This window comes from Paenibacillus nanensis, from assembly GCF_003583765.1.
In the GTDB taxonomy this organism is placed as follows: Bacteria; Bacillota; Bacilli; order Paenibacillales; family Paenibacillaceae; genus Pristimantibacillus; species Pristimantibacillus nanensis.
Window position 1 is genome coordinate 204356 of record NZ_QXQA01000003.1, and the last position, 24974, is coordinate 229329.

General features: G+C 51.6%; 20 protein-coding genes. 16 read left to right on the plus strand and 4 right to left on the minus strand.

Annotated features, from left to right (window positions below):
• Positions 1 to 23: 23 nt before the first annotated feature.
• Positions 24 to 4256: an Ig-like domain-containing protein gene (locus tag D3P08_RS07235; RefSeq protein ID WP_119598823.1), complete on the minus strand. Its 4233-nt coding sequence runs from the start codon at positions 4254 to 4256 to the stop codon at positions 24 to 26.
• A gap of 252 nt (positions 4257 to 4508) precedes the next feature.
• On the opposite strand from D3P08_RS07235, the gene D3P08_RS07240 reads away from it, so the two are divergent.
• The 13 genes from D3P08_RS07240 to D3P08_RS07300 all read left to right on the plus strand — a co-directional run bounded on the left by D3P08_RS07240 (position 4509) and on the right by D3P08_RS07300 (position 18744).
• Positions 4509 to 6173, plus strand: coding sequence for a GspE/PulE family protein (locus D3P08_RS07240; protein ID WP_119598825.1), 1665 nt, complete (start codon positions 4509 to 4511; stop codon positions 6171 to 6173).
• 16 nt (positions 6174 to 6189) lie between these two features.
• A complete protein-coding gene (locus D3P08_RS07245) occupies positions 6190 to 7233 on the plus strand; it encodes a type IV pilus twitching motility protein PilT (RefSeq protein WP_119598827.1) in 1044 nt (347 codons plus the stop codon).
• A complete protein-coding gene (locus tag D3P08_RS07250) occupies positions 7233 to 8441 on the plus strand; it encodes a type II secretion system F family protein (RefSeq protein WP_119598829.1) in 1209 nt (402 codons plus the stop codon). The genes D3P08_RS07245 and D3P08_RS07250 overlap by 1 nt, the downstream gene beginning before the upstream one ends.
• Before the next feature lie 81 nt (positions 8442 to 8522).
• A complete protein-coding gene (locus D3P08_RS07255) occupies positions 8523 to 9017 on the plus strand; it encodes a type II secretion system protein (RefSeq protein WP_119598831.1) in 495 nt (164 codons plus the stop codon).
• Positions 9018 to 9089: 72 nt separating this feature from the next.
• Positions 9090 to 9845, plus strand: a complete 756-nt coding sequence (locus D3P08_RS07260; RefSeq protein WP_119598833.1) for a prepilin peptidase — start codon at positions 9090 to 9092, stop codon at positions 9843 to 9845.
• A gap of 16 nt (positions 9846 to 9861) precedes the next feature.
• Positions 9862 to 11367, plus strand: a complete 1506-nt coding sequence (pilM, locus tag D3P08_RS07265; protein WP_119598835.1) for a pilus assembly protein PilM — start codon at positions 9862 to 9864, stop codon at positions 11365 to 11367.
• Entirely contained in the window at positions 11354 to 11956 is a 603-nt protein-coding gene (locus D3P08_RS07270; protein WP_119598837.1) for a Med9 domain-containing protein, read from the plus strand. The genes pilM and D3P08_RS07270 overlap by 14 nt, the downstream gene beginning before the upstream one ends.
• A gap of 222 nt (positions 11957 to 12178) precedes the next feature.
• Positions 12179 to 13249, plus strand: a complete 1071-nt coding sequence (gene hemE, locus D3P08_RS07275; RefSeq protein WP_119598838.1) for a uroporphyrinogen decarboxylase — start codon at positions 12179 to 12181, stop codon at positions 13247 to 13249.
• Positions 13242 to 14177, plus strand: coding sequence for a ferrochelatase (hemH, locus tag D3P08_RS07280; protein WP_119598839.1), 936 nt, complete (start codon positions 13242 to 13244; stop codon positions 14175 to 14177). Before hemE ends, hemH begins: the two co-directional genes overlap by 8 nt.
• A gap of 19 nt (positions 14178 to 14196) precedes the next feature.
• Positions 14197 to 15609, plus strand: coding sequence for a protoporphyrinogen oxidase (gene hemG / locus D3P08_RS07285; RefSeq protein ID WP_119598840.1), 1413 nt, complete (start codon positions 14197 to 14199; stop codon positions 15607 to 15609).
• A gap of 99 nt (positions 15610 to 15708) precedes the next feature.
• Positions 15709 to 17007 (plus strand): CapA family protein, encoded by a 1299-nt coding sequence (locus tag D3P08_RS07290; RefSeq protein ID WP_119598841.1) that lies wholly within the window; start codon positions 15709 to 15711, stop codon positions 17005 to 17007.
• 51 nt (positions 17008 to 17058) lie between these two features.
• Positions 17059 to 17847 carry a glycerophosphodiester phosphodiesterase gene (locus D3P08_RS07295; RefSeq protein WP_338068708.1) on the plus strand — a complete coding sequence of 263 codons (789 nt, stop codon included), beginning with the start codon at positions 17059 to 17061 and terminating at the stop codon, positions 17845 to 17847.
• A 39-nt stretch (positions 17848 to 17886) separates the two neighbouring features.
• Positions 17887 to 18744: a DUF92 domain-containing protein gene (locus D3P08_RS07300; protein WP_119598843.1), complete on the plus strand. Its 858-nt coding sequence runs from the start codon at positions 17887 to 17889 to the stop codon at positions 18742 to 18744.
• 230 nt (positions 18745 to 18974) lie between these two features.
• On the opposite strand, the gene pepF is transcribed toward D3P08_RS07300, so the two are convergent.
• The 3 genes from pepF to D3P08_RS07315 all read right to left on the minus strand — a co-directional run bounded on the left by pepF (position 18975) and on the right by D3P08_RS07315 (position 21521).
• Positions 18975 to 20780: an oligoendopeptidase F gene (pepF, locus tag D3P08_RS07305; RefSeq protein WP_119598844.1), complete on the minus strand. Its 1806-nt coding sequence runs from the start codon at positions 20778 to 20780 to the stop codon at positions 18975 to 18977.
• 194 nt (positions 20781 to 20974) lie between these two features.
• Positions 20975 to 21166 (minus strand): hypothetical protein, encoded by a 192-nt coding sequence (locus D3P08_RS07310; protein WP_119598845.1) that lies wholly within the window; start codon positions 21164 to 21166, stop codon positions 20975 to 20977.
• Between the two features lie 121 nt (positions 21167 to 21287).
• On the minus strand, positions 21288 to 21521 hold the full coding sequence (locus D3P08_RS07315) for a hypothetical protein (protein ID WP_119598846.1): 234 nt from the start codon (positions 21519 to 21521) through the stop codon (positions 21288 to 21290).
• Positions 21522 to 21668: 147 nt separating this feature from the next.
• Here D3P08_RS07315 and D3P08_RS07320 point away from each other — a divergent pair, with 147 nt between their 5' ends.
• The 3 genes from D3P08_RS07320 (at position 21669) to D3P08_RS07330 (ending at position 24265) form a co-directional block, all read left to right on the plus strand.
• On the plus strand, positions 21669 to 22376 hold the full coding sequence (locus D3P08_RS07320; RefSeq protein ID WP_119598847.1) for a methyltransferase domain-containing protein: 708 nt from the start codon (positions 21669 to 21671) through the stop codon (positions 22374 to 22376).
• A 99-nt stretch (positions 22377 to 22475) separates the two neighbouring features.
• Complete coding sequence (locus tag D3P08_RS07325) at positions 22476 to 22673, plus strand: cold shock domain-containing protein (RefSeq protein ID WP_119598848.1); 198 nt, start codon at positions 22476 to 22478, stop codon at positions 22671 to 22673.
• Positions 22674 to 23602: 929 nt separating this feature from the next.
• A complete protein-coding gene (locus D3P08_RS07330) occupies positions 23603 to 24265 on the plus strand; it encodes a hypothetical protein (protein WP_119598849.1) in 663 nt (220 codons plus the stop codon).
• Positions 24266 to 24974: the final 709 nt, after the last annotated feature.

Consider the following 24974-nt stretch of genomic DNA (forward strand, 5'->3'; position numbering starts at 1 on the left):
GGTTCTTGTTTTGCTGATGAGCCTTAGTATCTGCTTTCGCCGTTGCCTAGTGACGGCGGTTCTACAGGCGGCCTGTTGACGATAATCGTCATCGAAGCGCGAACGGCCGGGTCATGCTCGTAGGCAACCGTAATCGTTGCCGATCCCGGTTTTAAAGCGGTAATCTGGCCGGTGTCGCGGTTTACGCTGACCGTCCCGCTATCGCTGCTCGCCCATTTCAGCAAATCTTTGATCGCATTTTTGCCGTTTTTCGGATTCGAGGATAGCTCGTTCCACAATTCGGCGGTTGTGCCTGGATCCATGGACTTCGTCATTTGCATCATAAGCGTGATGGGCTCCACTTGAACCTGCACGGAATTAGAGGTATACGTCCGCCCGTTGACGGTATGAAGCTGCAGCTGCACTTCCACGATCCCTGCTTTTAGGGTCTCGTATTCGGCAAAGTTTTGTGCCTTGCTTCCAGGAACAACGCGGTCCGAACCCTGAAGGATGTTCCAGGAGGCGGAATCGACAGGGTCGTTCTTTGACTCCAGGAAGGATGTTAATTGAACCGTCAGCTTTTCGCCTAATGCAACGTTGTCGGCTGCCGAAATCGTCGGCTGCGGCACATATACGGTAACAATGGCATCGGCGGTCAATCCGCTGCCATCTGCGGACGAAGCCGTTACCGTTGCTTCGCCGACGCCGACTCCGGTAATCACGCCGTTTTTGTCAACTGTTACAACCGAATCGTCGCTGCTGCTCCATGATACCGTCTTGTTCAGTGCGTCGGCAGGCGTGAAAATCGGCGTAAGCTGCTCGGATTCGCCCAGCGCAAGCGTTGCGTCGTTCAACTCAAGGCCTGTCAGCTGCTTAAATACGGTAATCGTTTTTGTTGCCGTATACGCCCTGTTCTCGTTCGTCGTAACCGTCAATTGGACTGTTGCGGTACCGGCATTTAAACCGTTTACGATCGTCGCGTTGCTGTTCGACGATTGCAGACTGATGAAGCTCGAGCCTTGCGAGATCTTCCAGCTGTACGATTCGATCATCTCATAATCGGCGGTATACAGACTGGAGGTGAGCGGCATTGTCTCATGAACCGCCACCCGGTCGCTGCCGATGATGTTCAATCCGGCGCGGATAACGGTAACGGTTGCGGTTGCGGACTGCTTGCTTCCGTCGGTCGCGGTTGCGCGGATGACGGCTGTGCCAGGCTTCATGCCGGTTACGATACCGCTGCTGTTCACGGTTGCGATATCCGGCCTGTCCGATTCCCATGTCAGCTGCTTAATTGTAGCCGTGTCTGGTGTAATCGTTGGAATGAACGGCTTTTTATCGCCTTCGAGAATCGTCATGCTGCTCAGCTGAATTCGCTCGATCATCGTGATGGCTTGCAGCACATAAGACGGGAATTGCATCGTTTTTGTTGATTGACCGCCGACGTCCAAATAATTCAGCGTGCCTTCCATCAGCGAATAAAAGCCGTCTTTTCTCGGAATGACAGGCAGCTCGAAGCTGACCGGCTTCGCGGTAAACGCATTGCCTGACAATGTATAGGCAATATCGGGGAGCGTGCCGGTAACCGTATAGCCATCCGTTAAAGTCCCGGTTTTCGTAAAACCGTCGGGCAGTGTTCCGATATCCAATTGCGGTGGAAACTTCTCGCTGAATTTGACTTTTTTAATAATCATACGGTCTGCCGCCAGCGCATCGTTTTTATCGACCGCCTTTGGCGTGACGGTATACGTGAAAAATGCGGTGTCATTAATCTTGAGGCGATTGTCCTCAACGTTCGTGGAGACGCTCCGGCTTAACTCCAGGTTTGCGGTGATTTTGACGACCTTCACTTTGATTTGTTTGACAACCTCAGCGCCGTGTTCATCCCATGCTTTAATTTCAATCGTAGCGTTGCCGCCCTCTGGCAGCGGATTAGGAATCGACTTATTGATCGTTTCGCCGCTCAGCACATGCTGCTTCTCGATGACCGGCGTCGATTTGCCGTTCATGATAAGGTTAACCGATGTCGTTAAGTCACGGTCGTTCAAGTCGAAGTCGACAGCCGAGTAGTTAATCAGCAAATCGGAATAAGACGGGATAAAATTATCGGTTGCCGAGTTATATTCAATCGGACTGTTAACCGTCAACTGCGGAGCATGGTTAGAGCCCATATAAGCCCTGAACATCGTATTCACGAAGAGCTTCTGCTCCCAGTCAGGAAAATCGCTGTTCGTATGACCCGATCCAGAATAGGTGACGTTTCCTTTCGAGTACGTGTAATAATGATTCCAGCTGTCCCCTGGTGTGCGGTAAGTGTTGTCCACCATGTTGTACCAAGGAATAACCGTCGGATCCTCCAAATCGAGGGTGAAGTACTGATTATGCGTCGCGGCAACCAGTTTTTCCGTAGCCTTGTCCAACAAGAATGGATATTGAGTAAGCAACCCGTCGTTGACCTTTTCTGTTTTTGTAGAGCTGAGCGGGTTACCGAAACCCATGTTCGTTTGCGGGTTGATTTGCCCTGAAATCTCGCCGAACTTGTCCAGCCAGTTTTTATTGTTTGGATTATCGTTCAAAAAGATCGTATCGTGAGTTAACATCACGCTTTGGCCGGTGGCAATAAAATCAAGGACAGCTTCAGATGCGGCGTCATCAATCGGCGCGTAATTGTTATAGTAATCGCCAAAACCAAAAATGAGCATGTCGTATTTGCCGTTTAACGTTCTGTAGCCGGATTCGTTAAACCTCGTAATTGACATGGTGTCGACTTTAATCGTGTAAGCGTCTTTGTACGGGTCAGTCGTAGGAGACAGATAAGAAGCTTTCATATTTTTCGAATTGTTAAGGCTGCTGCTCGTATTGTCCTTCGGCATGACCTGAAGCACGTTAATGCTGATTTTTTGATCCTTGAACCGGAATACGCCAGTTTTGGCATCAATCAGCGGACTGTTGAAATCGGAAAGCTCGAGTCTCCAGTATTGAAGACCGGAATAACCAGGGGGCAGCGTGTAGGTTATGGAGCCTGTCGAAGTGGCGACCTTCTGCGTTGCGACAAGCTGCTCCGCGCCGAACGGAAGCGCGCTGTCCATCCCGATATACAGATTGGCTTCAATCGTTTTCTGCCTTAAGTCCCCGACGTTAGCAACCGTATAACCGAAGGAAATGGTATCTCCCGGTTTATAAACATGGTTTTGGTCCTTCGTATAGTCGATAGGCTGCGAGGTAACCGTAAGCTGCGGCCGCAAATTGCCGGCTTCAAGCAAATTGATTTTTGCCGTAAAAGTCTGCACTGTCGATAAGTCATACTCGTTTACAAAAACGACGTTATCCCGTTTATAAGCTCTGGTGTTATATTTGGCGAAGTTTTTCTTCAGAAGCCCGTATTGCGTGATTTTGCCTTGCCAGTTTTTCAAATCCGCCTGATACTCAATTCCGGATCCCGATCCCGAATCGCTATAGAGAATAACAGGGAGTCCCGTATCCACAAAATTATGAATGATTTCATTAGCCTTTAGCTGCGTGATGTCGTTCTGAATATGTTTTGTGACGTGAGCGTCTTTGGAAGCTGCTTTGGAAGGGAGCGTGATGTTGTATGTGCCTCTGCCAATGTAAACCGCATCGTACTTATCCTTCAGGCTTTCACGGGAAGCGACGAATTGCTTCATGCTGAGCGTCTTCACCGAGATGAGCGGTGTTCCTCCGACAAGCGAAGCTAAATCCGAGACGCCCGTTTGGGTAATTTCGAGAACGTTAACGGTGGTTCTAAGCGACCGGGTGACGATTTTAAACTTTTGACGGTCGTTCACTTCTTTATTCTTAGCGATGATATTAAAGGAGCTCACTTCCAAATACCGATTGTCCGGTCCGCGGTCGTGTGTAGTCTCGAGCCTGAAGTACCCGTCATCTAAAGGAATTTTTTTGAATTTCTCATATTTGGTCAGCGTTGAGGCAGTTACGGCATGCAGCTTAAATTCGCTATTGCCATTCTCAGGCGCATAGGACAAATATCTGCCGCTTGCCTTCGATTTAAAAGATACCTCGTTGTTGCCATGATCCTCCATAAGAAAAAGCTCGTCCTTAAAATAGGCGTTAGCGTATGCGGCAACCTTCCCATCGTTTTCGGACACGAACTTGGAGTCAACGCTTAGAGTAACCGAGTCGACGATTGTAGCCGCTCCAGCCGGGTGCTGCTTCTCTACTATGTATGAAAAAAACATTGCAAACAAAGTAATGACTAGCACGGTTGAAACTCTCTTTTTCAAGGTGGAAAGTTTCATAGTAATATTCCTCCCAATAGTAGGTCTGCCAAATGATTCTATTTACCTAAACGCCATCGAAAGCTGTTGTTTTTTAGCGTTTGTACGATATAATCAGTGTAAGCGAGAAGGCGCGTAGTTGCAAGGAATTATAGCGATTTCTAGGACGTTTGGATACTTTTAACATACCGTTTGATATTATAGGTCTTTAGAATCATATGATTATGCTAGTATATTTGTGCTATCTGTTTGAGAGGGATAGGAGTTGAAGCTGTGGCGGTCACAAAAAAAAGATTGGGAGATTTGCTTGTCGAAAGCATGCTGATCTCGGAAGAGCAGCTTCAGGAAGCGCTTCGCGAACAAAGCAAGACGAAGCAAAAGCTTGGGGACTTGCTTATTTCGCAAGGCTATATAACGGAGCAACAATTGATCGAGGTGCTTGAATTCCAGCTTGGCATTCCGCATGTCAGTCTCTATAAATTTCAGATCGACCCGGCTGTCACTCAGATCATACCGGAGAGCATGGCCAGAAGGTACCAGGCGATTCCGCTTCAAAAGGAAGGCGGCCGGTTAATGGTCGCAATGGCGGACCCGCTTGATTATTTCGCCATAGAGGAGCTCCGGATGAGCACCGGCTTCCGTATTGAACCCGCGATTTCAAGCCGGGATGAGCTTCAACGCGCGATAGCGCGGCATTATGGCTTGCAGGATTCCATGAATCAAATGCTGGTAGATATGTCCAGCTCCGATGAGATTCAGGAAAATGAAGTGATGGACGAGGATTCGCCGGTCGTTCGGCTTGTAAACCAGATGATCCAGCAGGCGGTCCAGCTGCGGGCATCCGACATTCACGTCGACCCGAGCGAGCTGAACGTAACGATCCGTTACCGAATCGACGGTGTTTTGCGCACCGAGCGAACCGTGCCGAAGCAGATGCAAGGATTCATTACGGCAAGGCTGAAGATTATGGCGAAGCTTAACATTGCCGAGAGAAGGCTGCCGCAGGACGGCCGGATCAAGATGACAGTCGACTTCAAGGCGGTCGATATCCGCGTGTCCTCTCTGCCGACGATCCATGGAGAGAAGCTGGTTCTGCGTATATTGGACTTAAGCACGGGCGTCAAAGCAATCGACCAGCTCGGCTTCAATGAGCGAAATCTGGAGCTGTTCAAGGATATGATCGACAAGCCGTACGGTATTCTGCTCATTACAGGACCTACGGGAAGCGGTAAAACCACTACGCTGTATTCGGGGCTTTCGCATCTGAACAAGGAAGACACGAATATTATTACGGTCGAGGATCCGGTCGAATACCAGCTTGAAGGGATTAACCAGGTCCAAGTCAATCCGAACATCGGGCTTACGTTCGCGGCGGGACTCCGATCGATTCTGCGTCAGGACCCGAACATCATTATGGTTGGGGAAATCCGCGACAGCGAAACCGCTGAAATCGCCATTCGGGCGTCACTGACCGGTCATCTAGTTCTGTCCACTCTTCATACGAATGACTCGGTCAGTACCATAACAAGATTCCGCGATATGGGGATTGAGCCATATTTGATCGCGTCATCCTTGCTTGGCATCGTAGCGCAGCGGCTAGTGCGCCGCGTGTGCCCGGATTGCAAGCAGGCGCACCCGGTTACGGAGCAGGAGAGGTTCTTTCTGCGCGGCCGCTTGCCTGAATTGGACAAGCTGTACCGCGGCCAAGGCTGCGGCAGCTGTAACAGCACGGGATACCGGGGGCGCGTAGCGATTCATGAGGTGCTGCTGGTGGACGACGAGATTCGCGAGCTGATTACGAACGGCGCGTCGGTCATGCAGCTGCGCGACGCCGCGTCGAGGCAGGGCATGATTCAATTACTGGACGACGGATTGGAAAAGGTTGCGCGGGGCGTCACAACGCTTCAAGAAGTGCTTCGTGAGACAGTAGCTCATTAAAATGGAGGATCCGAATATGTCCGCAAAAGAAAAAATCATCGCTCTTCTGGAAACGGTATGCGAGCGCAAGGCGTCGGATTTGCATATTTCCGTCGGATCCCCGCCTACCTTCAGGATAGACGGCGCTTTGAAGGCTGGGAGCGATCAAGCCGTGAGCGCTGAGGAAGCGACAGGACTAGCGGAAGCGCTGCTGACCGATGAAAACCTGAAAAAGCTGAACGAGCTGGGAGAGGTCGATTTTTCCTATTCCATTCCCGCGAGCAGGTTCCGAATCAATATTTATCGCCAGCAGGGTCACTGCAGCATAGCGGTAAGGGCGATCGCTCGAAGCGTTCCGACGCTGGAGCAGCTGGAGATGCCCGCTGTCATCGCTCCGCTAGCCGATAAGCCGCAAGGATTGATTTTGGTAACCGGACCGACAGGCAGCGGCAAATCATCGACGCTGGCCGCGTTCATTAACCATATCAATCGGACGCAGAACAAGCATATCATTACGCTCGAAGATCCGATTGAATACGTACACGCGAGCGCGTCGTCCATTGTCGAACAACGGGAAGTCGGTCATGATACGCGAAGCTTCGCAAACGGACTGAGAGCGGCGCTCCGGCAGGATCCCGATGTCATCCTCGTCGGGGAGATGCGCGATCTGGAGACGATCTCGGCTGCGGTGACCGCAGCGGAAACCGGACATCTCGTACTAGCTACACTCCATACGACCGATGCTCCGCAAACGATTGACCGTATCATCGACGCTTTTCCGGGGCATCAGCAGGCGCAAATAAGGTCGCAGCTCGCTGCCGTGCTGCTGACCGTCATTTCCCAGAGACTGCTGCCAAGAGCGTCTGGCCAAGGGCGGATTGCCGCAACGGAAATATTGGTGAATTCGCCGGCCGTTGCGAATTTGATCCGGTCGGAGAAGGTGCACCAGATCCGAAGCGTGATGCAGACCGGTCGAGCACTTGGCATGCATACGCTCGACATGTCGATCAAGGAGCTGCTTCAGAAGGGTATCGTAACGGCTGCCGCGGCTAGGCCTTATCTGACGGAGGGAGTCAACTAATGCCGCAGTTCACGTATCAGGTAAAGGGCGCCGGGGGGCGGATGCAGAAGGGCAAGCTGACAAGCATGGATAAGACGTCCGCCGTTGAGGAACTGCGGAAACGAGGCTTGACTGTCCTCTCCGTCCAAGAGGTTCGGACAACCGTGCTTCAGACGGAGCTGTACATCGGAAACCCGGTGAAAGGCATTCATTTTATTATTTTTTGCCGCCAGTTCGCGACGTTAATTCGGGCCGGCGTTACACTGGTTGACGCAACGAACATTCTATCCGAGCAGACGGAGAGCAAGCCACTGAAGAAGGCGTTAGCGGAAGTAAACTCCGCTCTGCTGCGGGGCATCCCGTTTTCACAGGCGGCACAGGAGCACAAGCGGATTTTTCCGCCGATGTTCATCAGCATGGTACGAGCTGGGGAGGAGACGGGCGACCTTGACGGAACGATGGATCGGCTGGCTGCTTTTTTCGAGAAGGCTCATTCGACCAAGGAGAAGATCAAATCGGCGATGACATATCCCATTGTCGTTGGGGTGATGTCAATTGCGGCCGTTATTTATCTGCTGCTTGCCGTTGTGCCGCAATTCGTATCGATGTTTGAATCCTTCGGAGCGGAGCTTCCGCTTATTACAAGAGTCGTACTCGCGATGAGCGGCAGCGTGGCGAATCAGTGGTACCTCTGGCTGCTCGGCGTTATCGTTCTCATAATGGCTTTTGTAGGGGTGAAAAGGACGGAGAAAGGCAAATACGCGATCGACTACGCGAAGCTGAAGATACCGATTTTCGGCAAGCTGAATCAAAAGGGCGCAATTGCCCAAATGACGCGGACGTTATCTTCGCTATATGCCAGCTCTGTGCCGGTTTTGCAGTCCTTGGCAATCGTCGAACAGGTTGTCGGCAACAAAGTCATTTGTGAGGTCATCCGGCAATCCGGCGATTCGCTGCGCAGAGGCAGTCCGCTGTCGGAGCCGCTGAAGCGGTCCTGGGTATTTCCGCCGCTTGTGACGCAAATGATTGCGGTCGGCGAGGAGACAGGCGCTCTGGACCAGATGTTATCCAAGGTTGCTGACTTCTATGAGATGGATGTCGACAACACGGTCGACCGGCTTAAGTCGTTAATCGAACCGCTGCTCATTGTCTTTTTGGCCGGTGTCGTCGGCTTGATCGTAATGGCGATATTGCTGCCAATGTTCACTCTTTATTCCACTGTTGGGTAAGTATGCGAAGGGCTGCGGTGCACCGCGGCAGGAGCTGCTATTCATAAATATTAAATTTTATATTTTTTAGGAGGAGTCCCCATGCAAGCTATTTTGAAGAGGTTGAAAAAAGAAGAGAAAGGTTTTACACTAATCGAGCTGCTCGCGGTTATCGTCATCTTGGCCGTTATCGCGGTCATTGCGGTTCCGTTGATTAGTAATATTATCGGCAATACGAAAAAGGATGCAGATGTCGCAACAGCACGTCAGATATACGATGCCGCAAGATTGTATGTAACGGCTGAGAAAAATGGTGATTTTACTGGCGGGGGTACTGGCTTAACAATTAGTATTGTTGGTGGCACTGATTCCTTACAAGCGAAAGGCTACCTTGAAAATCCAATCCTTCTTCCTAGTACTAAGGCCAATATTACAGGTGGCGAAGTGAAATTTTCAGCAACTGGCTCCCTAACTTCTGTAAGTCTTACAACAGTTGCAGGCGGAACAGTAGAGACTGGTGTTACGTCAGTAACAACTACACATACCGCTAGTTCAAAAGTTTACGACGGATCGACTGTAATTAAGAGTGGCAAATAAAGAATCTCTCGGGGAGAGGAGTTGATTACTCCCTCTCTCTAGTAGTTTCTAAAAGGAGAACGAGACTCAACAATGAACGCACTCATCTCCATCTATCTTTTCATCCTAGGCCTCGTCCTGGGATCGTTTTTTAACGTTGTCGGACTGCGTGTCCCTTTAAAACAATCGATTGTGCACCCGCCTTCGACGTGTCCGCATTGCGCGAATCGGCTTCAGGCGAAGCAGTTAATTCCGGTTGTCAGCTGGCTGCTGTCGCGCGGGAAATGTTCGTTTTGCAAGTCTTCGATCTCACCCGTCTACCCGTTAGGGGAATTGGCGACGGGCTTTTTGTTTGTTTGGATCTATCTAACTTTCGGAAATACGCGGGAGACGGTAGTCGGCCTTGTTCTTGTCAGTCTTTGTGTCATCGTTACCGTTTCCGATTTGAAATATATGCTCATCCCTAATCGGATTTTGCTGGCGTTTGCGCCGGTTTTTCTTCTTCTTCGCGTTCTCTTTCCCGCCGGTTCGGTCTGGCAGCATGTATGGGGGGCTCTGCTTGGAGGAGGCGTTCTGATGCTGATCGTTTTTGTTTCACGAGGCGGCATGGGACTGGGCGATGTGAAGCTGTTCGCGCTGCTAGGCTGGATTATCGGATTTCCCAATGTCATCGTTGCTTTTCTGCTGGCGTTTCTGGCAGGAACGCTGATCGGGGGAGCCCTGCTCCTTACCGGAGTCATTCAAAAAAAGCAGCCCGTTCCATTTGGTCCGTATTTGGCGTTTGGAGCGCTCCTCGCTTTCACTTATGGAGCCGACTGGATTCCTTTATACTTATCATTATTTCATTAGCAGGATGTGATCGAGCATGTTTTCGTTTTCTAACGCGGATCGGGTAGGCTTAACGATTGACCAGTCGGGGATCCGATATGCCAAAGTAAAAAATAAAAAAGGCTGGGAAATCGAAAGATGCGGCTTTTTGCCGTTCGAGCAAGGACATATTCTGGACGATCAATTCACGGCCCTTGATGAACTGCGCGATAGCATTCATAGCTGGGTGAAAGCGGAAAAGCTGCTCGGCGCAACCGTCACGGTAGCGGTGCCAACCTCCCAAGTTATAATTCGAAAGCTTAAATTCGATGCGGCTAATGCCAGAGAGCTGAAACAGCTTGTCGAGCTCGAGGTAGAGACCGCGCTGCATCTTCCATTCGAAACGCCGGTTTACGATTTCATACAGACGGGACTAGAAGACGGCAAGCAGCAGGTTCTGGTGTATGCGTCACCGCTGAAGTGGATTCAACAATGTATGCAGCTTCTGGAGGGGGCGGGGCTGAAGCTGAGGCAAGCCGATCTAGCCTCCTTCGCGCTTGCCCGCGCTGTTCAGCAGAAGCTTCAAACGTCGCTCGAAAGCACGATGCTAATTCATTTAGACAAAGCGAATATTGAGATCTATATGTTCCATAACGGTTATCCGGTATTTATGCGGGTGATGAACGAATATGAGCAATACGCGATCGGAGAAGACGGGTTAGCGCCTGAGGTTGTTGCCAGCATGAACGCGGAGATCGCTCGTTTGTTGAACTTTTACCAATACAGCATTCATGAGGGCGAGTCCCGCATCACGCATACGGTAATAACGGGAAGCTTGAAGGGACGCGACCGCTTTATTGAAGCCTTCTGCGACCTGAATGCGGAGATGCGCGTCGAAAGCGTCGTTTTCGACGATTTGACTCCGAGTGCGCAAGGCGTGAAGGGGGATGATTTCCGCATCCCGTTCGGTCTTGCGATTCGCGACAATAAACCGGACGTCATTAATTTGCTGCCGGAACGGCTCGTCCGATCCAAAAGCTTGCCGATCCGGCTCGTCATTGCCGGGCTGATCTGGGTAATAGGCGTAGCTGCTATCTTCATCATGTACGGTTGGAATGCGGCAAGCATTGACGATAAGAAACGGCAAGCGGAGGCGCTTGCGCAAAGCAATGCGTTATTGGAAGCGGAGCTCACGAATTTGAACAATCAAAGCTCGTCGAACGCCGATCCGGAAGCCGTCATTCAAGCAATCGTCCAGAATCGTCAGGATGCGGTCCAGGTGCTCGATTACTTGCACGACCAGCTGCCTGTAGGCGCACTGCTGCAGACACTCGAATACGCAAAGCCGGGTTCGGTTGCGCTGACCGTGAAGTTCGCGGACATGCAGCATATTGCCGACTATTTAACAGCGCTCCGCACATTTGAATATTCAGGTGGAGCGGCGCTCCAAGGCTATTCCGGGACGGGCGAGGAATGGACGGCTCGTTACGAGATGAAGTGGAAAGACGAAGCCGAGAAGCAGGACAATGGTGAGGAGGTGCCGGCAGCCAATGAGTCTGAATAAATCCCAGTCCATGTCGATCATCGCGATTATAGCTATGTTCCTTCTTTTGCTCGTCATCTTTCTGATCGTGCTGCGCCCATCCTTCAAGGAAGTGGAGGAACAGAAGCGTCAAGTGGCCCAGCTCGAGGAACAGAACGCAATGCTTCAGAAGGTGCTTGCGAATAAAAAAGAGAAAACGAAAGATCTGCCGGACGATGTCCAAAAGGCGCTCCCGCTCTGGGACAATACGGAGCAAATGGTCGTTAGCATGAAAGAGTTGGCGGCTGCAACGAATACGAGCCTTAGCAGCATCTCTTTCAGCGTCTCGGATACGAACCAGATTCAGGCTATTGCAGGCGGTTCGGAACCGTTGTTTCCGACGGTTGGAGAACTGAAAGTACAGACGGTTATTCAAGGGGCTTACAGTGAGGTAAGAGGCTGGCTTGTAGAGCTGCAGAAGCTGCCTCGCGTCGTAAACGTCGATTCCGTCAGGTATTCGGTAGGGGCAAGCGGCGAGATGTCAGCGGAAGTAAACTTTACGGGTTATTACGATCCGACATATGCCTATATGCTTGAAAATCCGATTATGCCGACACCTTCAACTCCCTAAATAAAAGATTGATTGAATTCACAAAGCACGACTGTTCAGCTTCTAAGCTAACAGCCGTGCTTCTATGTTTTTGCGCGATGCCACCTTTCATCGAGTCTTCATGCAATCGCCTTCCGATTGTCATACTATTGTCATAGGAAGCAGCCTTACAACGGTTGTTAGGGTCCGCCAAAAAGGGCATAATGGTAAACAGATGACACTACATAGAAATGGGGAACGGGGATGTCTTATAACGACCGTTTCATTCGGGCTAGCCGGAAGGAACTCGTGGATCGTGTGCCGGTATGGTATATGCGGCAAGCAGGAAGATACGATCCCGACTATCGTAAAATTAAAGAAAAATATACATTGCTTGAAATTTGCAAGCAGCCGGAGCTGGCAGCGGAAGTGACGATGATGCCGGTGCGCAAGCTGGGCGTAGATGCGGCCATCCTTTACTCCGATATTATGAATCCGGTAGCTTCGATCGGCATCGATTTCGATATTGTCGCGAATGTCGGGCCGGTCATTCATAATCCGATTCGCAATGCGGCGGATGTGGAACGCCTAAAACCGATCGATGTGGAAGGCGACCTCGGTCACGTGCTGGAGACGATTCGGATATTGGACCGCGAGCTGAAGGTGCCGCTCATTACTTTTGCGGGCGCTCCTTTTACAATTGCCAGCTATTTGATCGAAGGAAGGCCTTCTAGAAATTATTTGCGCACCAAAGAGCTGATGTACAGCGAGCCGAAGGTATGGCACGAGCTGATGCGCAAGCTCGGCGATATGGTGGTTGCGTATTTGCGGGCGCATATGGCGGCGGGCGGCAAAGCGTTCCAGCTGTTTGACAGCTGGGTAGGCGCGCTGTCACCGGCTGATTTCCGCACGTTCGTGCTGCCGACCATCGAGCGGATATTCCGCGAGCTGTCGGATTTGCCGCAGCCGAAAATTTATTTTCCGGGCATTAGCTCGGGCGAGCTGCTGCCGGAGCTGCACAAGGTGCAAGCGAACGTTATCGGACTCGACTGGCGCGTAAGCATCGCGGAAGGCCGCCGCAGGTTGAACCATCAGTTCGCGGTGCAGGGCAACTTGGATCCAACCGTGCTTACGGCTCCGATGAGCGTGATTGAATCATATGCGAAGGACATTATGGATCAGGGCTTGCAGGAGCCTGGGTTTATTTTTAATCTTGGACATGGCTTATTCCCTGAAGCTTCCCTCGAGAAGCTTGCGGAGCTGACAGCATTTATCCATGATTATTCGGAGAAGGCAATCGGGGCGGAACGTAAGGAGGAAGCGGAGCATGTCTAATGCAGCAGGAAAAATCGGCGTACTCGTCATGTCGTACGGCACGCCCGAATCGATGGACGACGTAGAAGCTTATTACACCCATATCAGACGCGGTCATCCTCCGACTCCGGAGCAGCTGACGGAGCTGAAGGACCGCTACGAAGCGATTGTCGGAGGCGTATTCCCTCTGCGCGAGAATACGAACGGACAAGTCGCTGGACTTCAGGATAAGCTGGACACGCTTGCTCCCGGACAATATGTTTGTTTCCAGGGGCTGAAGCATGCTCGCCCTTATATAGAAGACGGCGTCGAGGAAATGGCGAAAGCGGGCATCAAGAAGGCGGTCGGCATTGTGCTGGCGCCGCATTATTCCGTCATGAGCGTGGGCGGATATATTAAGAGAGCGAAGGAGAAAGCCGAGGAGCTCGGAATCGCGATGTCATTCGTCGAGCATTATCATCTCCATCCGAAGCTGATCCAGGCATTAACGGAGCGAGTGACGAACGGTCTGGCGGCATTGGCGAAGGAAGCTGGCGAGGCTGTGCGTACGAAGGTGCTGTTCAGCGCGCACAGTCTGCCTGAGAAAATCAGGGAGATGGGCGATCCTTACGAGAAGCAGCTGCTTGAAACGTCGGCTGCGGTAGCGGAAGCTGCAGGCGTAACGGACTGGCAATTCACCTGGCAAAGCGCGGGACGGACAAGGGAGCCGTGGCTCGGACCGGATATTTTGGACACGCTCGCCGCGCTTTCCGAGGAAGGCGTAAAGGCCGTGCTTGTCGCGCCTGTCGGATTCGTATCGGATCATCTAGAAGTCTTGTATGACCTTGATATAGAAGCGAAAGCGGAAGCTGAGAAGCTTGGCATAACGCTTGATCGCATTGCGATGCTGAACCGCGATCCGCTTTATATGGAAACTTTAGCGGAATCGGTTATGACGGCAGCGGAATAGATAGAAAGGATTGAAGGATATGCGGAGTGCAGAAACGATTGATCGAATTGTCATTATTGGCGGGGGGATCAGCGGACTGAGCTCCGCTTTTTATTTGCAGCGGGAAGCGGAGCGGCAAGGACGACAGGTGCGCTTGACGATTGTAGAAGAGGCCCCGTCCTTCGGAGGAAAAATTAATACGCTGCAGCGTGACGGCTTCGTCATCGAAAAAGGGCCGGATTCTTTCCTGGCGCGAAAGCAGGCGATTATCGACCTCGCGAACGAGCTTGGGCTGTCGGACGAGCTGACGGCAACGAATCCGGGCGCGAAAAAAACGTACATTATGCATAACAAAAAGCTCCATGCGATGCCGCCCGGACTCGTGCTTGGCATTCCGACAGAGATCAAGCCGTTTATCGGAAGCTCGCTGCTGTCCTTGAGCGGCAAGCTGCGGGCGCTGATGGACTTGGTGCTCCCGGCGAAGCCGGCCGTAGGCGATGAATCGCTGGGCGGATTCATCGAGCGCCGGGTAGGCACGCAAATTATGCGGCGTATTGCGGAGCCGCTGCTTGCAGGCATTTACGCGGGAGATTTGAAGAAGCTGAGCCTTAAGGCGACATTCCCGCAATTCGCCGAATCCGAGCGGAAGCACGGCAGCTTGATCCGGGGCATGATGGCAAATCGGAAAGCGACGGCTGCTGCGGCTTCGGCGAAGGCCAAAGGAAACACGTTCTTAACGTTCAAAGGCGGATTGTCGACGATGGTCCGGGCGCTTGACCAAGCGCTGTCTAAAGCAGACCGCAGACTTGGCGTAAAAGCGGAACGGCTGGAGAAAACAACGGAAGGATATACGGTTGTTCTTGCTGACGGAGAACGGCTCGAGGCGGACCGCGTTTTGGTAACGGTGCCGGCATTTGCCGCGGCCAAGCTGCTAGAGCCGTTGACAGATGTGGAAGAGCTGAAGGCTATCCGTTACGTGTCGGTAGCCAACGTCGTGATGGCTTTTGAGAAAAAAACATTCGGCCTCGATTTCGACGGTTCCGGTTTTGTTGTTCCGCGTTCAGAAGGGCTGCATATTACAGCGTGCACCTGGACGTCTAGCAAATGGCTTCATTCCAGTCCGGAAGATAAGGTGCTGCTGCGCTGCTATGTCGGACATTCCGAGGATCAGGAAAGCCCCAAGCTTCCCGACGATCAGCTGATCGCCGCCGTACGGAAGGATATTCGGGAGACGATGGGCATAACCGCCGAACCGATTTTTACAGAGATAACAAGGCTGGAGTCCTCGATGCCTCAATATCCTGTCGGTCATATCGACCGGATGCATGCGCTGCGCGCCAGAGTGAAAAAAGATTTGCCGGGCTTATGGATTACAGGCGCCGCATTTGACGGAGTCGGGCTGCCGGATTGCATTCGGCAAGGTAAAGAAGCGGCTGCGGAGCTGCTTCGGTAACGATATTTTAGAAGAGTAGCTTCGCAACGCCCTTTCGAGACGGTATAATGAGGGAGTCTAGTAACTTTAAGAGCTTCTTAGGAGAGAAGGAGACGTCCCATGTCATTATCCAGATCGGAATCGCGCCAGAAGGAGAAAGCGCAGCGTGAGAAGCGGCGCCGCAAGACGGTTCGTCTGTCTATTGCTATTGCCGGTTCTATTATTCTATTAACGGGCGCCGGACTGACCTTAAGTCAAACGGGAGGGCTGCCCGATTGGCTTTCATTCGGAAAAGAACAATCGTCATCGGATGGATTGACCGGAAGCTCGGACGATCATCCGCAAGTGGATGCGAATGCGCCATCGGAAACGCCGGGAGGAACACCGGAAGAAACGCCGGATGCATCGGATGATGAAGCCGCAGCGGAGACGCCGGAGCCAAGCGCTGAGCCTGGAATTGTAAATGAAGCTGCGGAACAGGTCAGCCTGTCGTTTGTCGGCGACATGCTGCCTGGCGAATATATTTCGAGCATTATGGCGGCGAAGGGATACGATTTCCCATACCAGCAAGTGCAGCTTTACTTAAGCGAACCGGATATTATGGCCGGTAACCTGGAGCTGCCGGTTACAACAGGCGGAACGCCGATTGAGAATACGCCGTATGTCTATAAAGGATCGCCGGACGCTTTGCCTGCTATGCGGGATGCCGGGTTCGACGTCATGAGCCTTGCGAATAACCATGCGCTCGACCAAGGACTAGAGGGCATGCGGGATACGATGAAGCATTTGCGGGAAGCCGGCATAGGGTATATGGGAGTCGGCGAGAACGACAAGGAAGCTTTTGCCCCGCTTTTGATGGAGGCCAAAGGGTTAAAGGTCGCTTACATTGGGGTGAGCGAGGTCATTCCTTTTGCAACGTTGAAAGCGGACAGCAATGTGCCCGGAATTGCGGAAACCTACGATACGACGCGTACGGTAGCTGCGATTCGGAAAGCGGAAGAAGAGGCGGATATCGTAGTCGTTATGGTTCATTGGGGAGAGGACGGCAAGGATACGGCTGAGGAATTGCAACGAGATTACGCGCGGCAGTACATTGATGCGGGGGCTGATCTGGTGGTCGGCAGCCATCCGCATGTGCTGCAAGGTTTTGAGACATATAAAGGCAAATGGATCGCATACAGTTTAGGGAACTTCGTTTATGCTTCCAATCCATCCGGCTTGCTCGGGGAAACGGGTGTGCTTGACGCGGTTTGCGATAAAGAAGGAGATTGTCAGCTGAAATTTAATCCGATGCATGTCATCGAGTCCCAGCCGATCCCGCTCGAGGGAGAGCCCGCGCAGAAGGTGCTCGACCGGTTAACCTCCGTTTCCTTCGGCGTTAAGCTGGATAACGAAGGAGCTATTGTGCCGATCCAATAAGTCGATATAGAGATGTTTTTGAGCTTGCAGGGTAGGGGAAAGGAAGATTACATGATGAGAAATCCGTGCGTCGCGCATCGAGGCTGGTCAGGCCGCGCGCCGGAAAATACGATGGCTGCTTTCCGTATGGCGCTTGAAGCGCCCGATGTGAAGTGGATAGAGCTGGATGTTCAGCTCAGCAAGGACGGCGTCCCTGTTGTTATCCATGACTATAACTTGCGCCGAACGACAAATGGCCGAGGCGAGGTGCGCGATTGGACAGCGGCGGAGCTTGCGTCGCTGGATGCCGGCAGCTGGTTCTCGCCTAAGTTCAAAGGGGAATCGATTCCGACGCTGGATGAAGTATTGCGCGAAGCGAAAGGCCGCTGCAAGCTGAATATCGAGCTGAAGACGGACGGCATTCGTTATCCGGACATTGAAGCCAAAACGCTTGAGCGGGTATATGCCCATCAGATGGAGGAGGATGTCGTGTTCACGTCCTTCGACTTCAATACGCTCAGACGGATGCGGAAGCTGTCGGACAATGTAAGGATCGGGCTTATTCTAGACGGATGGCGGAATACGCTTCTCCAAGAGCTCCGCGAGATGAAATCGGACTTTTTATCCATTGGTTATTCTAAGCTGAACAAAGCAAGAATCGAGCAGCTGAATAAAGCCGGCATTCAGACGATGGCTTGGACGGTAAATGAAAAACGCGCGATCCGCAAAATGATTGAGCTTGACCCCAACCTGCTGATTTGCACCAATTACCCGGACCGCTGGCGCGAGGTTACAGCGAGTATGGGCAAGAGCGTTACCGGCCGGATAAAGGCAAGCGCATTCCGCTGGTTTAAGCTGTAGCACGGTATTCCAATTCGTATCATATGAAGGGAATTATCTATGGTTGGCATAATCGATGAATGGTGGCTCAGGCTGCTTGCCGCTATTATAGGCAGCGGTCTATGCGCAGGACTAGCTTACCGCGCCCGTTCCTTATCCGGATCCGGAGCGTGGTCGGCTTTTATTATGGGAACAGGATATGTGACGCTCGGAGAGCCGGTCTGGTTCGGGGTGCTGATCGCGTTTTTTATTTCGTCTTCGTTCTGGTCGAAATGGAAGCGGCATTCGCGGAAGAAAGCGGACGCGGAAGCGAATTACGCCAAAGGCAGCCGCCGGGACGCCGGCCAGGTCTGGGCGAATGGCGGCGCGGGCTTGCTGCTGTGCGCCGCTCATGCGCTGTGGCCCCATGAGGGGTGGCTGTTCGCGTTCATCGGCGTGATGGCTGCCGTGAACGCGGACACTTGGGCTACCGAAATCGGGGCCCTCAGCCGTACGGCGCCGCGATCGATATTGAGCGGCAAGAAGGTATTGGCTGGGACGAGCGGCGGAGTGACGCCGCTCGGCAGCGCGGCAGCGCTCGCGGGCGCCGCGTTCATCGGCGCCGTCGCCGCGCTGCTGCTGGCGCAGCCCGCCGGCGCAGCTGCGGGCGAGCCCGGCGAAGCCGCTGCGGCGGCGGCGCTGATCGCCGCAGCGGCCGCCGCCGGCCTGGCCGGGGCCTTCGCCGATTCGCTGCTCGGCGCCACCGGCCAGGCCATGTTTCGCTGCCAAGTGTGCGGCAGCGAAACGGAGCGCGCCGAGCATTGCGGTCGCGCGGCGCGGCATGTGCGCGGCTTTGCCGCGCTGAACAACGACAGGGTGAACCTCCTGTCGTCGCTTTTCGCCGGCCTGCTGGCTTTCGCCATCGGCCAGCTGCTTTAACTTGCTGCTTGCGCAGCAGTGCCGCATATAAGCCGTAAACCCCGGCTTACAGAGCTCATCCGCGCGGCAACGCTGCCCGTAAGCCGTAAAACCCGGCTTACAGAGCTCATCCGCAACGCTGCCCGTAAGCCGTAAAACCCGGCTTGCAATTCCCGCAACGCTGCCGCTCCCGATACACCAAAAAAGCCTCAGGCCCTAAGGCGGCCCGAGGCTTTTCTATTAAACGCCAATTACTTCACATTCCTGCTTGAAGTCAGCTCTTCCATCTGCCCGATCAGCTCTTCGAACACGCTCATCGCCTGCTCGATCGGCTCCGGAGTCGACATATCGACGCCGGCTTTCTTCAGGATGTTGATCGAGAAGTCGCTGCCGCCGCTCTTCAGGAAGCCGAGGTAACGTTCCACTGCCGGTTCGCCTTCCTCCAAAATCTGCTTCGAGAAGCTGGTTGCGGCAGAGAAGCCCGTCGCGTATTTGTACACATAGAAGCTGTTGTAGAAATGCGGAATGCGCGCCCATTCCATTTCAATGTCCTGATCGACAACCATTCCCGGCCCGTAATAAAGCTTATTCAGATCGTAGTAGATCTTGCTCAGCTCTTGCGGCGTCAACGATTCGCCGGCTTCCGTGCGCTCGTGCACGATTTTTTCAAACTCGGCAAACATCGTTTGACGGAATACCGTCGTGCGGAATTGGTCCGCATAGTAGGTGAGCAGGTACATTTTTTCCTTTGCGTCCGTCGACTTGCCGAGCAAGTAGTCCATCAGCAGCGCTTCATTTAACGTAGAAGCAACTTCAGCCAGGAAGATGGTATATTGCGCATCCCTATAATTTTGGTTGTTGTCCGAATAGTACGAATGCAGCGCGTGGCCCATCTCATGCGTCAGCGTAAACATGCTGTTCAAATTATCTTTGTGATTCAGAAGCACATAAGGATGGGTGCCGTAAGCGCCCCAGCTGTAGGCGCCGCTTCGCTTACCTTCATTCTCGTAAACGTCGATCCAGCCTTGATCGAAGCCTTCCTGAAGCACGTTCAAATAATCGTCGCCGAGCGGCTTCAAGCTTTCTTTGATCGTTTTCTTCGCGTCCTCGTAGCTGATCTCCATATCGAATTCTTCCACAAGCGGCGCAAACAAGTCGTACATATGAAGCTCATCGAGTCCGAGCAGGCGCTTCCGAAGCTCCATATAACGGTGCATCAGCGGCAAATGCTTATGAATCGTGTCGATCAGATTCGTATACACTTCCTTCGGAATATTATCGCCATACAGCGACATTCCGAGCGCAGAATCGTATTTGCGAGCCTTCGCGTAAAAAATATTTTTTGTCACGTTCGCATTCAGCGTCGAAGCGAGCGTGTTTTTCAGCTTGCCGTATGTATCGTACATCGCTTTGAAGGCTTCACGTCGCACGTCGCGGTTTTTGCTCTCCAGGAACTGAATATAGCGGCCGTGCGTTAACTCGACTTCTTCGCCTTTTTCGTTTTTCACCTTCGGGAATTTCAAATCCGCGTTGTTCAGCATGCTGAAGATCGTGCCGGGCGCGGTGCTGACATTGCCGACTTGGGCAAGCAGCGCTTCCTCGCTCTTCGATAAGACATGCGCTTTTTGTCTTCTCATCTCTTCGAGCGTATGGCGGTATTTCGCGAGCGACTCGTTATTGATCATCGCATCCAGCTCGCTGTCGGATAAGCTGAGCACCTCCGGCGTTACAAAGGATAACGCCTCGCCTGTTTCCACGCTGAGCTTTTTCGATTTGTCGGACAGCGCTTGGAAGCCCGGTTCAGCTGTATCTTCGTGATGGCGCATGTTGGCGTACACGTAAAGGCGCTCAACGTGAAGCGAAAGCTCATCCTCCAGCTCAAAGCATGCTTTCAGCTGCGCGGCGTCTTTGAGCTTGCCTTGGAAGTCTGCCGCTTTTTTGATCAATTGCTTGGCTTCTGCGTATTCTTTGTCCCAAGCTTCTTGATTCGGGAACAGGTCTTCCAGCTTCCAGCGGTATTCGACCGCCGTTTCAGAACGTTTAGGTACGTTGCTCATAGTATTCCTCCTCGGTATGGATGAATGATGTTGCTTAGGGCCTTCAGCGCGTGTACTGACGCGGATGGAATCGGCAGCGGCGCCTTGGGTCAAGGTAACCGCCAGCAGCAAAGGAAGCCACTTCATGCTTGCATCACCTCTCAAGACACAGTTTGTCAGTACTATGTCCCGAAAGGCCCGGCATTATCCGTCCGTTAAAGCGTTCCTTCGCCCATCGTAAATAACGCGTACACAATTAGGAAAAAAGCGAACGCGATCATGACAAGCGAAATAAGCGCCAGTCCCCTTCGCATTTTTGGCGGCAAGGAATCGCGTTTCATAATCGTGACGGCGCCAAGGGCAAATGCCGCAATGATAAAAATAATGGTAGATGTCGCCATGTCCATACTGTCTGATCAACCCCCTATCGTTAACTATGCGGCCCGCCGTAACGATATGTTCGCTGGCGCACAGTCCATTTCCTTTTTTTTGAAAGCAAAGAAGGCGATTCAAACGCCGCGGCCCGCGCTACACTTCCCGAAGCGCGTTCATAATCGCTTCCCGTTCTTCCTCGCGTCCAACAAAATCGTCTTCGCGAAAACGGTTTTCCGCCCAATGCATGAGCTGCGGTCGGCTGACGAACGTGTGGCACTCTTCGCCCCACTGGTCGGTGATCTCTCGAACGATTAGCGTCTTGCCCTGCACTTCAACAGTAAGCATGTTGTACTTATCGGTTTTATAAATCTGGTGTTTTTTAAACATGACGGTTCCACCTTTAATTAGTGAATTATGGTATAGTTAACATGATAGCCATTCTGGTTGCGGTAATCAATACAAACGGCTGATGAATGGTGATCGAGATGAGCTTAGGTTTTGAAAAAGACGAGTTGAGAAGAGGAGAGATGAGGAATGTCACAACAGATTTACGAGCAAGTCGGAGTAGCGATGACCTGCAGAGGGTACGAGGAGTACTTGTCGATGTTCGGGCTGACGGAAGCAGAGCTGAGCACTGGACCAATTTTGGATGTGGCTGCAGGAGGCTCATCGTTCACTGCAGAAGCGAGAAGCCGCGGCTACCAAGCCTTTGCGGTCGATCCCCGTTATGGCGGGGATGTTCAGAAATGGATCGCTGAGGCAAGGGAAGAGATCGCGACCTCGACAGCAAAGCTCGATGCGCTGAAGGATCGTTTTGACTGGAGCTATTACGGCTCGATCGACCGGCATCGCGAAGGCAGGGAAGCATCGCTCACGAAATTTGCCTCACATGTTCAGTCGGAAGATGGGGTATTCTGTTATAAGGGAGGTTCGCTGCCTAAGCTTCCTTATCAAGACCACGAATTTTCGCTCGTCTTATGCAGCCACTTCCTGTTTTTATACGCAGAGCAATTCGGCTATTCGTTTCACGAGAATGCGGTGCGGGAATTGATGAGAGTATGCAGGCCCGGAGGAAAGGTTCGCATCTATCCGTTAATTTCGCTGCACTGGAAGCCGTATGAGAAGCTGGAGGGTTTGATGGAGATGATTCGGAGAGAAGGCGGTGCGCCGGCGCTGAAAAACTCATCGCTGCCTTTTATTCCGGACTCGAATCAATTCCTTGAAATTGTAATCGAAGGCTAAACTTGTGAAAAATAGCTGGAATTGCATTTTGAATACCGGATCGGTATAATGATCTCACGCTGTCCCGAGACAGCGGAACATTCTAGGAGGTTATGCACGTTGAAAGGTACAGTAAAATGGTTTAACGCAGAGAAAGGCTACGGTTTCATTCAAGTGGAGGACGGAGAAGACGTATTTGTCCACTACTCTGCGATTCAAGGCGATGGCTTTAAGTCCCTGGAAGAAGGCCAGGCGGTTGAATTCGATATCACGGAAGGTAACCGCGGCGCTCAAGCGGCCAACGTCCACAAACTATAGGTTTATCGGATTATAAAGCATACGACCACGACAAAAAGGCTCCCCATGCGGGGGCCTCTTTTTATTGCTGCGGATCGAGCCTTGCAAGTTGTGACAGCCCGATCCTTTTTTTCAATGCAAGCAGGGTCTGCGTTACAACGAAGTCATTATCCGCCGCGTGGCTTAGTGCATTTTTTTTGTTCAACATACGCCTAATCGTCCAGTATATACCGTCAGTTCAGCACATATCGTTCGTTTCATTAAAAGTTAGCTTTAATCCCATACCGTTTGTTCGAAGCACGAGCTTGGTTGAACGCACATTGATTGATCGATGTATGTACACTCGTACAAGGCACACTGTTTGCTAAAGGAAGCAGTTTCGTTCAACACTCATCATTTGTTCCACGTAGGCGCTTAGCTTTAACACAGATCTTTTGTTAGAAACCGCGCTAAGTCGCACATTGATTGTTCAATGTACGCTTTATCGTTCAAGACACACTGATTGTTCAATGTACGCTTTATCATTCAAGGTACACTGTGCACACTGATTGTTCAATGTACGGCTTTATCGTTCAAGACACGTTGATTGGATTGTTCAATGTACGCTTTATCGTTCAAGACACGTTGATTGGATTGTTCAATGTACGCTTTATCGTTCAGGGCACGTTGATTGGATTGTTCAAAGTACGCTTTTTCGTTCAGGGCACGTAGATTGAATTGTTCAAAGTACGCTTTATCGTTCAAGGCACATTGATTGTTCAACGTACGCGTTATCATTCAAAGCATGTTGTTTAGCACACGCTTTGTTTCGCGTACTCTTTCGTAATGCTTATGGCTTGTGTTATGATGTTGCTATTATAGCGGTAGCGTAAAGCATGCGCTGTTTGTTCTCGTTGGAGGGCGGACAGCGCATTTTTTATGTCCATTTTCTTATTTTAGGAGGCGGTAGCATGCATGATAAGCTATTTGAAAGGCAATTTGACCTATTTCTGCAAAAACAGAAAGCGGAAGCAAGCCCAAGGCGAAGGGAGATGCTGGAAAAGGATTTAACCGGCACAATCAAGCTTTTTAAAGAAGCGCTTTGGCCGGTTTTTAAAAGCTTCGAGGGATTTGTGCTGGAATACGAAATCAAAGGGCCAGGCGGAATAAGTATTTTTCTTGATGTGTTTTACTGTCCCTACCGCTCCTCCTTCGAATGCGAAGGCTACAGCGCCCACGCGGAAACGATCACGAGAAGCCGCTTCGATTTCGAAAAACAGCGTATCCGCACGATGCTTTTGCATGGGATCACTTATATCCCCTTTAGTTGGGATGAACTGGAGAAGAAGGGGCACTTGTGCAGAGCATTCGTTCAAGAGATGGTCGCGAAGTTTACAAGCAGAGAGCAACATGAGTTAAACATTTACGAGAAAGAAATCATTCGTGCCTTTGCCGTTTCTCGCCAATCATTTAAAATCGATGAGGTTTGCGGACTTATACAGAAAAAAACGACATTTAGTCGGCTTGTTGTTAAATCACTTATTGAAAAAGGCCTAATAAGGCCAGCAAGACCAACGCTTAAACGTCATCACGAATTTTTGGTTGAAGAAACCGCACTTTTTTATCTCCAATAATTTAAATTTTATTACGCTATGGGCTGCATATCGTTTATGCGTACTGTGACAATTTTACTCTTCTATTTTCTAATAATTAGGAGAGTCGTAGTGAGTGAGAATGGCCGGAGTAACATTTGGTGGGTTAAGCTTTTACGGAGTAATTAAATGTGTCCGGAGAAGAGGTCACACTGAACAAGTAGGCGTGGCAAATGGTTGCGTAACAAAAAGTGCTAGGGCAGCCAGCCGGACGAAATAAGCACGTGTGGCGCAACTAAACGAATTCAGAGCAGCCAGCCGGACGAAATAAGCACGTGTGGCGCAACTAAACGAATTCAGAGCAGCCAGCCGGTCGAACTATGCACGTGTGGTGCAACTAAAAGTGTCTGGGGCAGCCAGTTTGACGAAATAAGCACGTGTGGTGCAACTAGATGAGTCCGAGACAGCAAACTTGGCGAAATAAGCGCGTGTGGCGCAACTAAACGAGTTCAGAGCAGAAAGCCGGACGAAATAAGCACGTGTGGCGCAACTAAGTGTGTTCGGAGCAGCCAGCCGGACGAAATAAGCACGTGTGGCGCAACTAAGTGTGTTCGGAGCAGCCAGCCGGACGAAATAAGCACGTGTGGCACAACTAAGTGTGTCTGGAGCAACCAGATGAGTGAAATAAGCACGTGCGGTGCAACTAAGTGTGTCCGGAGCACCCAGACGAGTGAAATAAGCACGTGCGGCG

Bases quoted from the DNA above. Each gene is read 5' to 3' on its own strand.
- D3P08_RS07235 (WP_119598823.1), bottom strand. From the start codon at position 4,256: ATGAAACTTTCCACCTTGAAAAAGAGAGTTTCAACCGTGCTAGTCATT.
- D3P08_RS07245 (WP_119598827.1), top strand. From the start codon at position 6,190: ATGTCCGCAAAAGAAAAAATCATCGCTCTTCTGGAAACGGTATGCGAG.
- D3P08_RS07250 (WP_119598829.1), top strand. From the start codon at position 7,233: ATGCCGCAGTTCACGTATCAGGTAAAGGGCGCCGGGGGGCGGATGCAG.
- D3P08_RS07255 (WP_119598831.1), top strand. From the start codon at position 8,523: ATGCAAGCTATTTTGAAGAGGTTGAAAAAAGAAGAGAAAGGTTTTACA.
- D3P08_RS07260 (WP_119598833.1), top strand. From the start codon at position 9,090: ATGAACGCACTCATCTCCATCTATCTTTTCATCCTAGGCCTCGTCCTG.
- pilM (WP_119598835.1), top strand. From the start codon at position 9,862: ATGTTTTCGTTTTCTAACGCGGATCGGGTAGGCTTAACGATTGACCAG.
- D3P08_RS07270 (WP_119598837.1), top strand. From the start codon at position 11,354: ATGAGTCTGAATAAATCCCAGTCCATGTCGATCATCGCGATTATAGCT.
- hemE (WP_119598838.1), top strand. From the start codon at position 12,179: ATGTCTTATAACGACCGTTTCATTCGGGCTAGCCGGAAGGAACTCGTG.
- hemH (WP_119598839.1), top strand. From the start codon at position 13,242: ATGTCTAATGCAGCAGGAAAAATCGGCGTACTCGTCATGTCGTACGGC.
- hemG (WP_119598840.1), top strand. From the start codon at position 14,197: ATGCGGAGTGCAGAAACGATTGATCGAATTGTCATTATTGGCGGGGGG.
- D3P08_RS07290 (WP_119598841.1), top strand. From the start codon at position 15,709: ATGTCATTATCCAGATCGGAATCGCGCCAGAAGGAGAAAGCGCAGCGT.
- D3P08_RS07295 (WP_338068708.1), top strand. From the start codon at position 17,059: ATGATGAGAAATCCGTGCGTCGCGCATCGAGGCTGGTCAGGCCGCGCG.
- D3P08_RS07300 (WP_119598843.1), top strand. From the start codon at position 17,887: ATGGTTGGCATAATCGATGAATGGTGGCTCAGGCTGCTTGCCGCTATT.
- pepF (WP_119598844.1), bottom strand. From the start codon at position 20,780: ATGAGCAACGTACCTAAACGTTCTGAAACGGCGGTCGAATACCGCTGG.
- D3P08_RS07310 (WP_119598845.1), bottom strand. From the start codon at position 21,166: ATGGACATGGCGACATCTACCATTATTTTTATCATTGCGGCATTTGCC.
- D3P08_RS07315 (WP_119598846.1), bottom strand. From the start codon at position 21,521: ATGTTTAAAAAACACCAGATTTATAAAACCGATAAGTACAACATGCTT.
- D3P08_RS07320 (WP_119598847.1), top strand. From the start codon at position 21,669: ATGTCACAACAGATTTACGAGCAAGTCGGAGTAGCGATGACCTGCAGA.
- D3P08_RS07330 (WP_119598849.1), top strand. From the start codon at position 23,603: ATGCATGATAAGCTATTTGAAAGGCAATTTGACCTATTTCTGCAAAAA.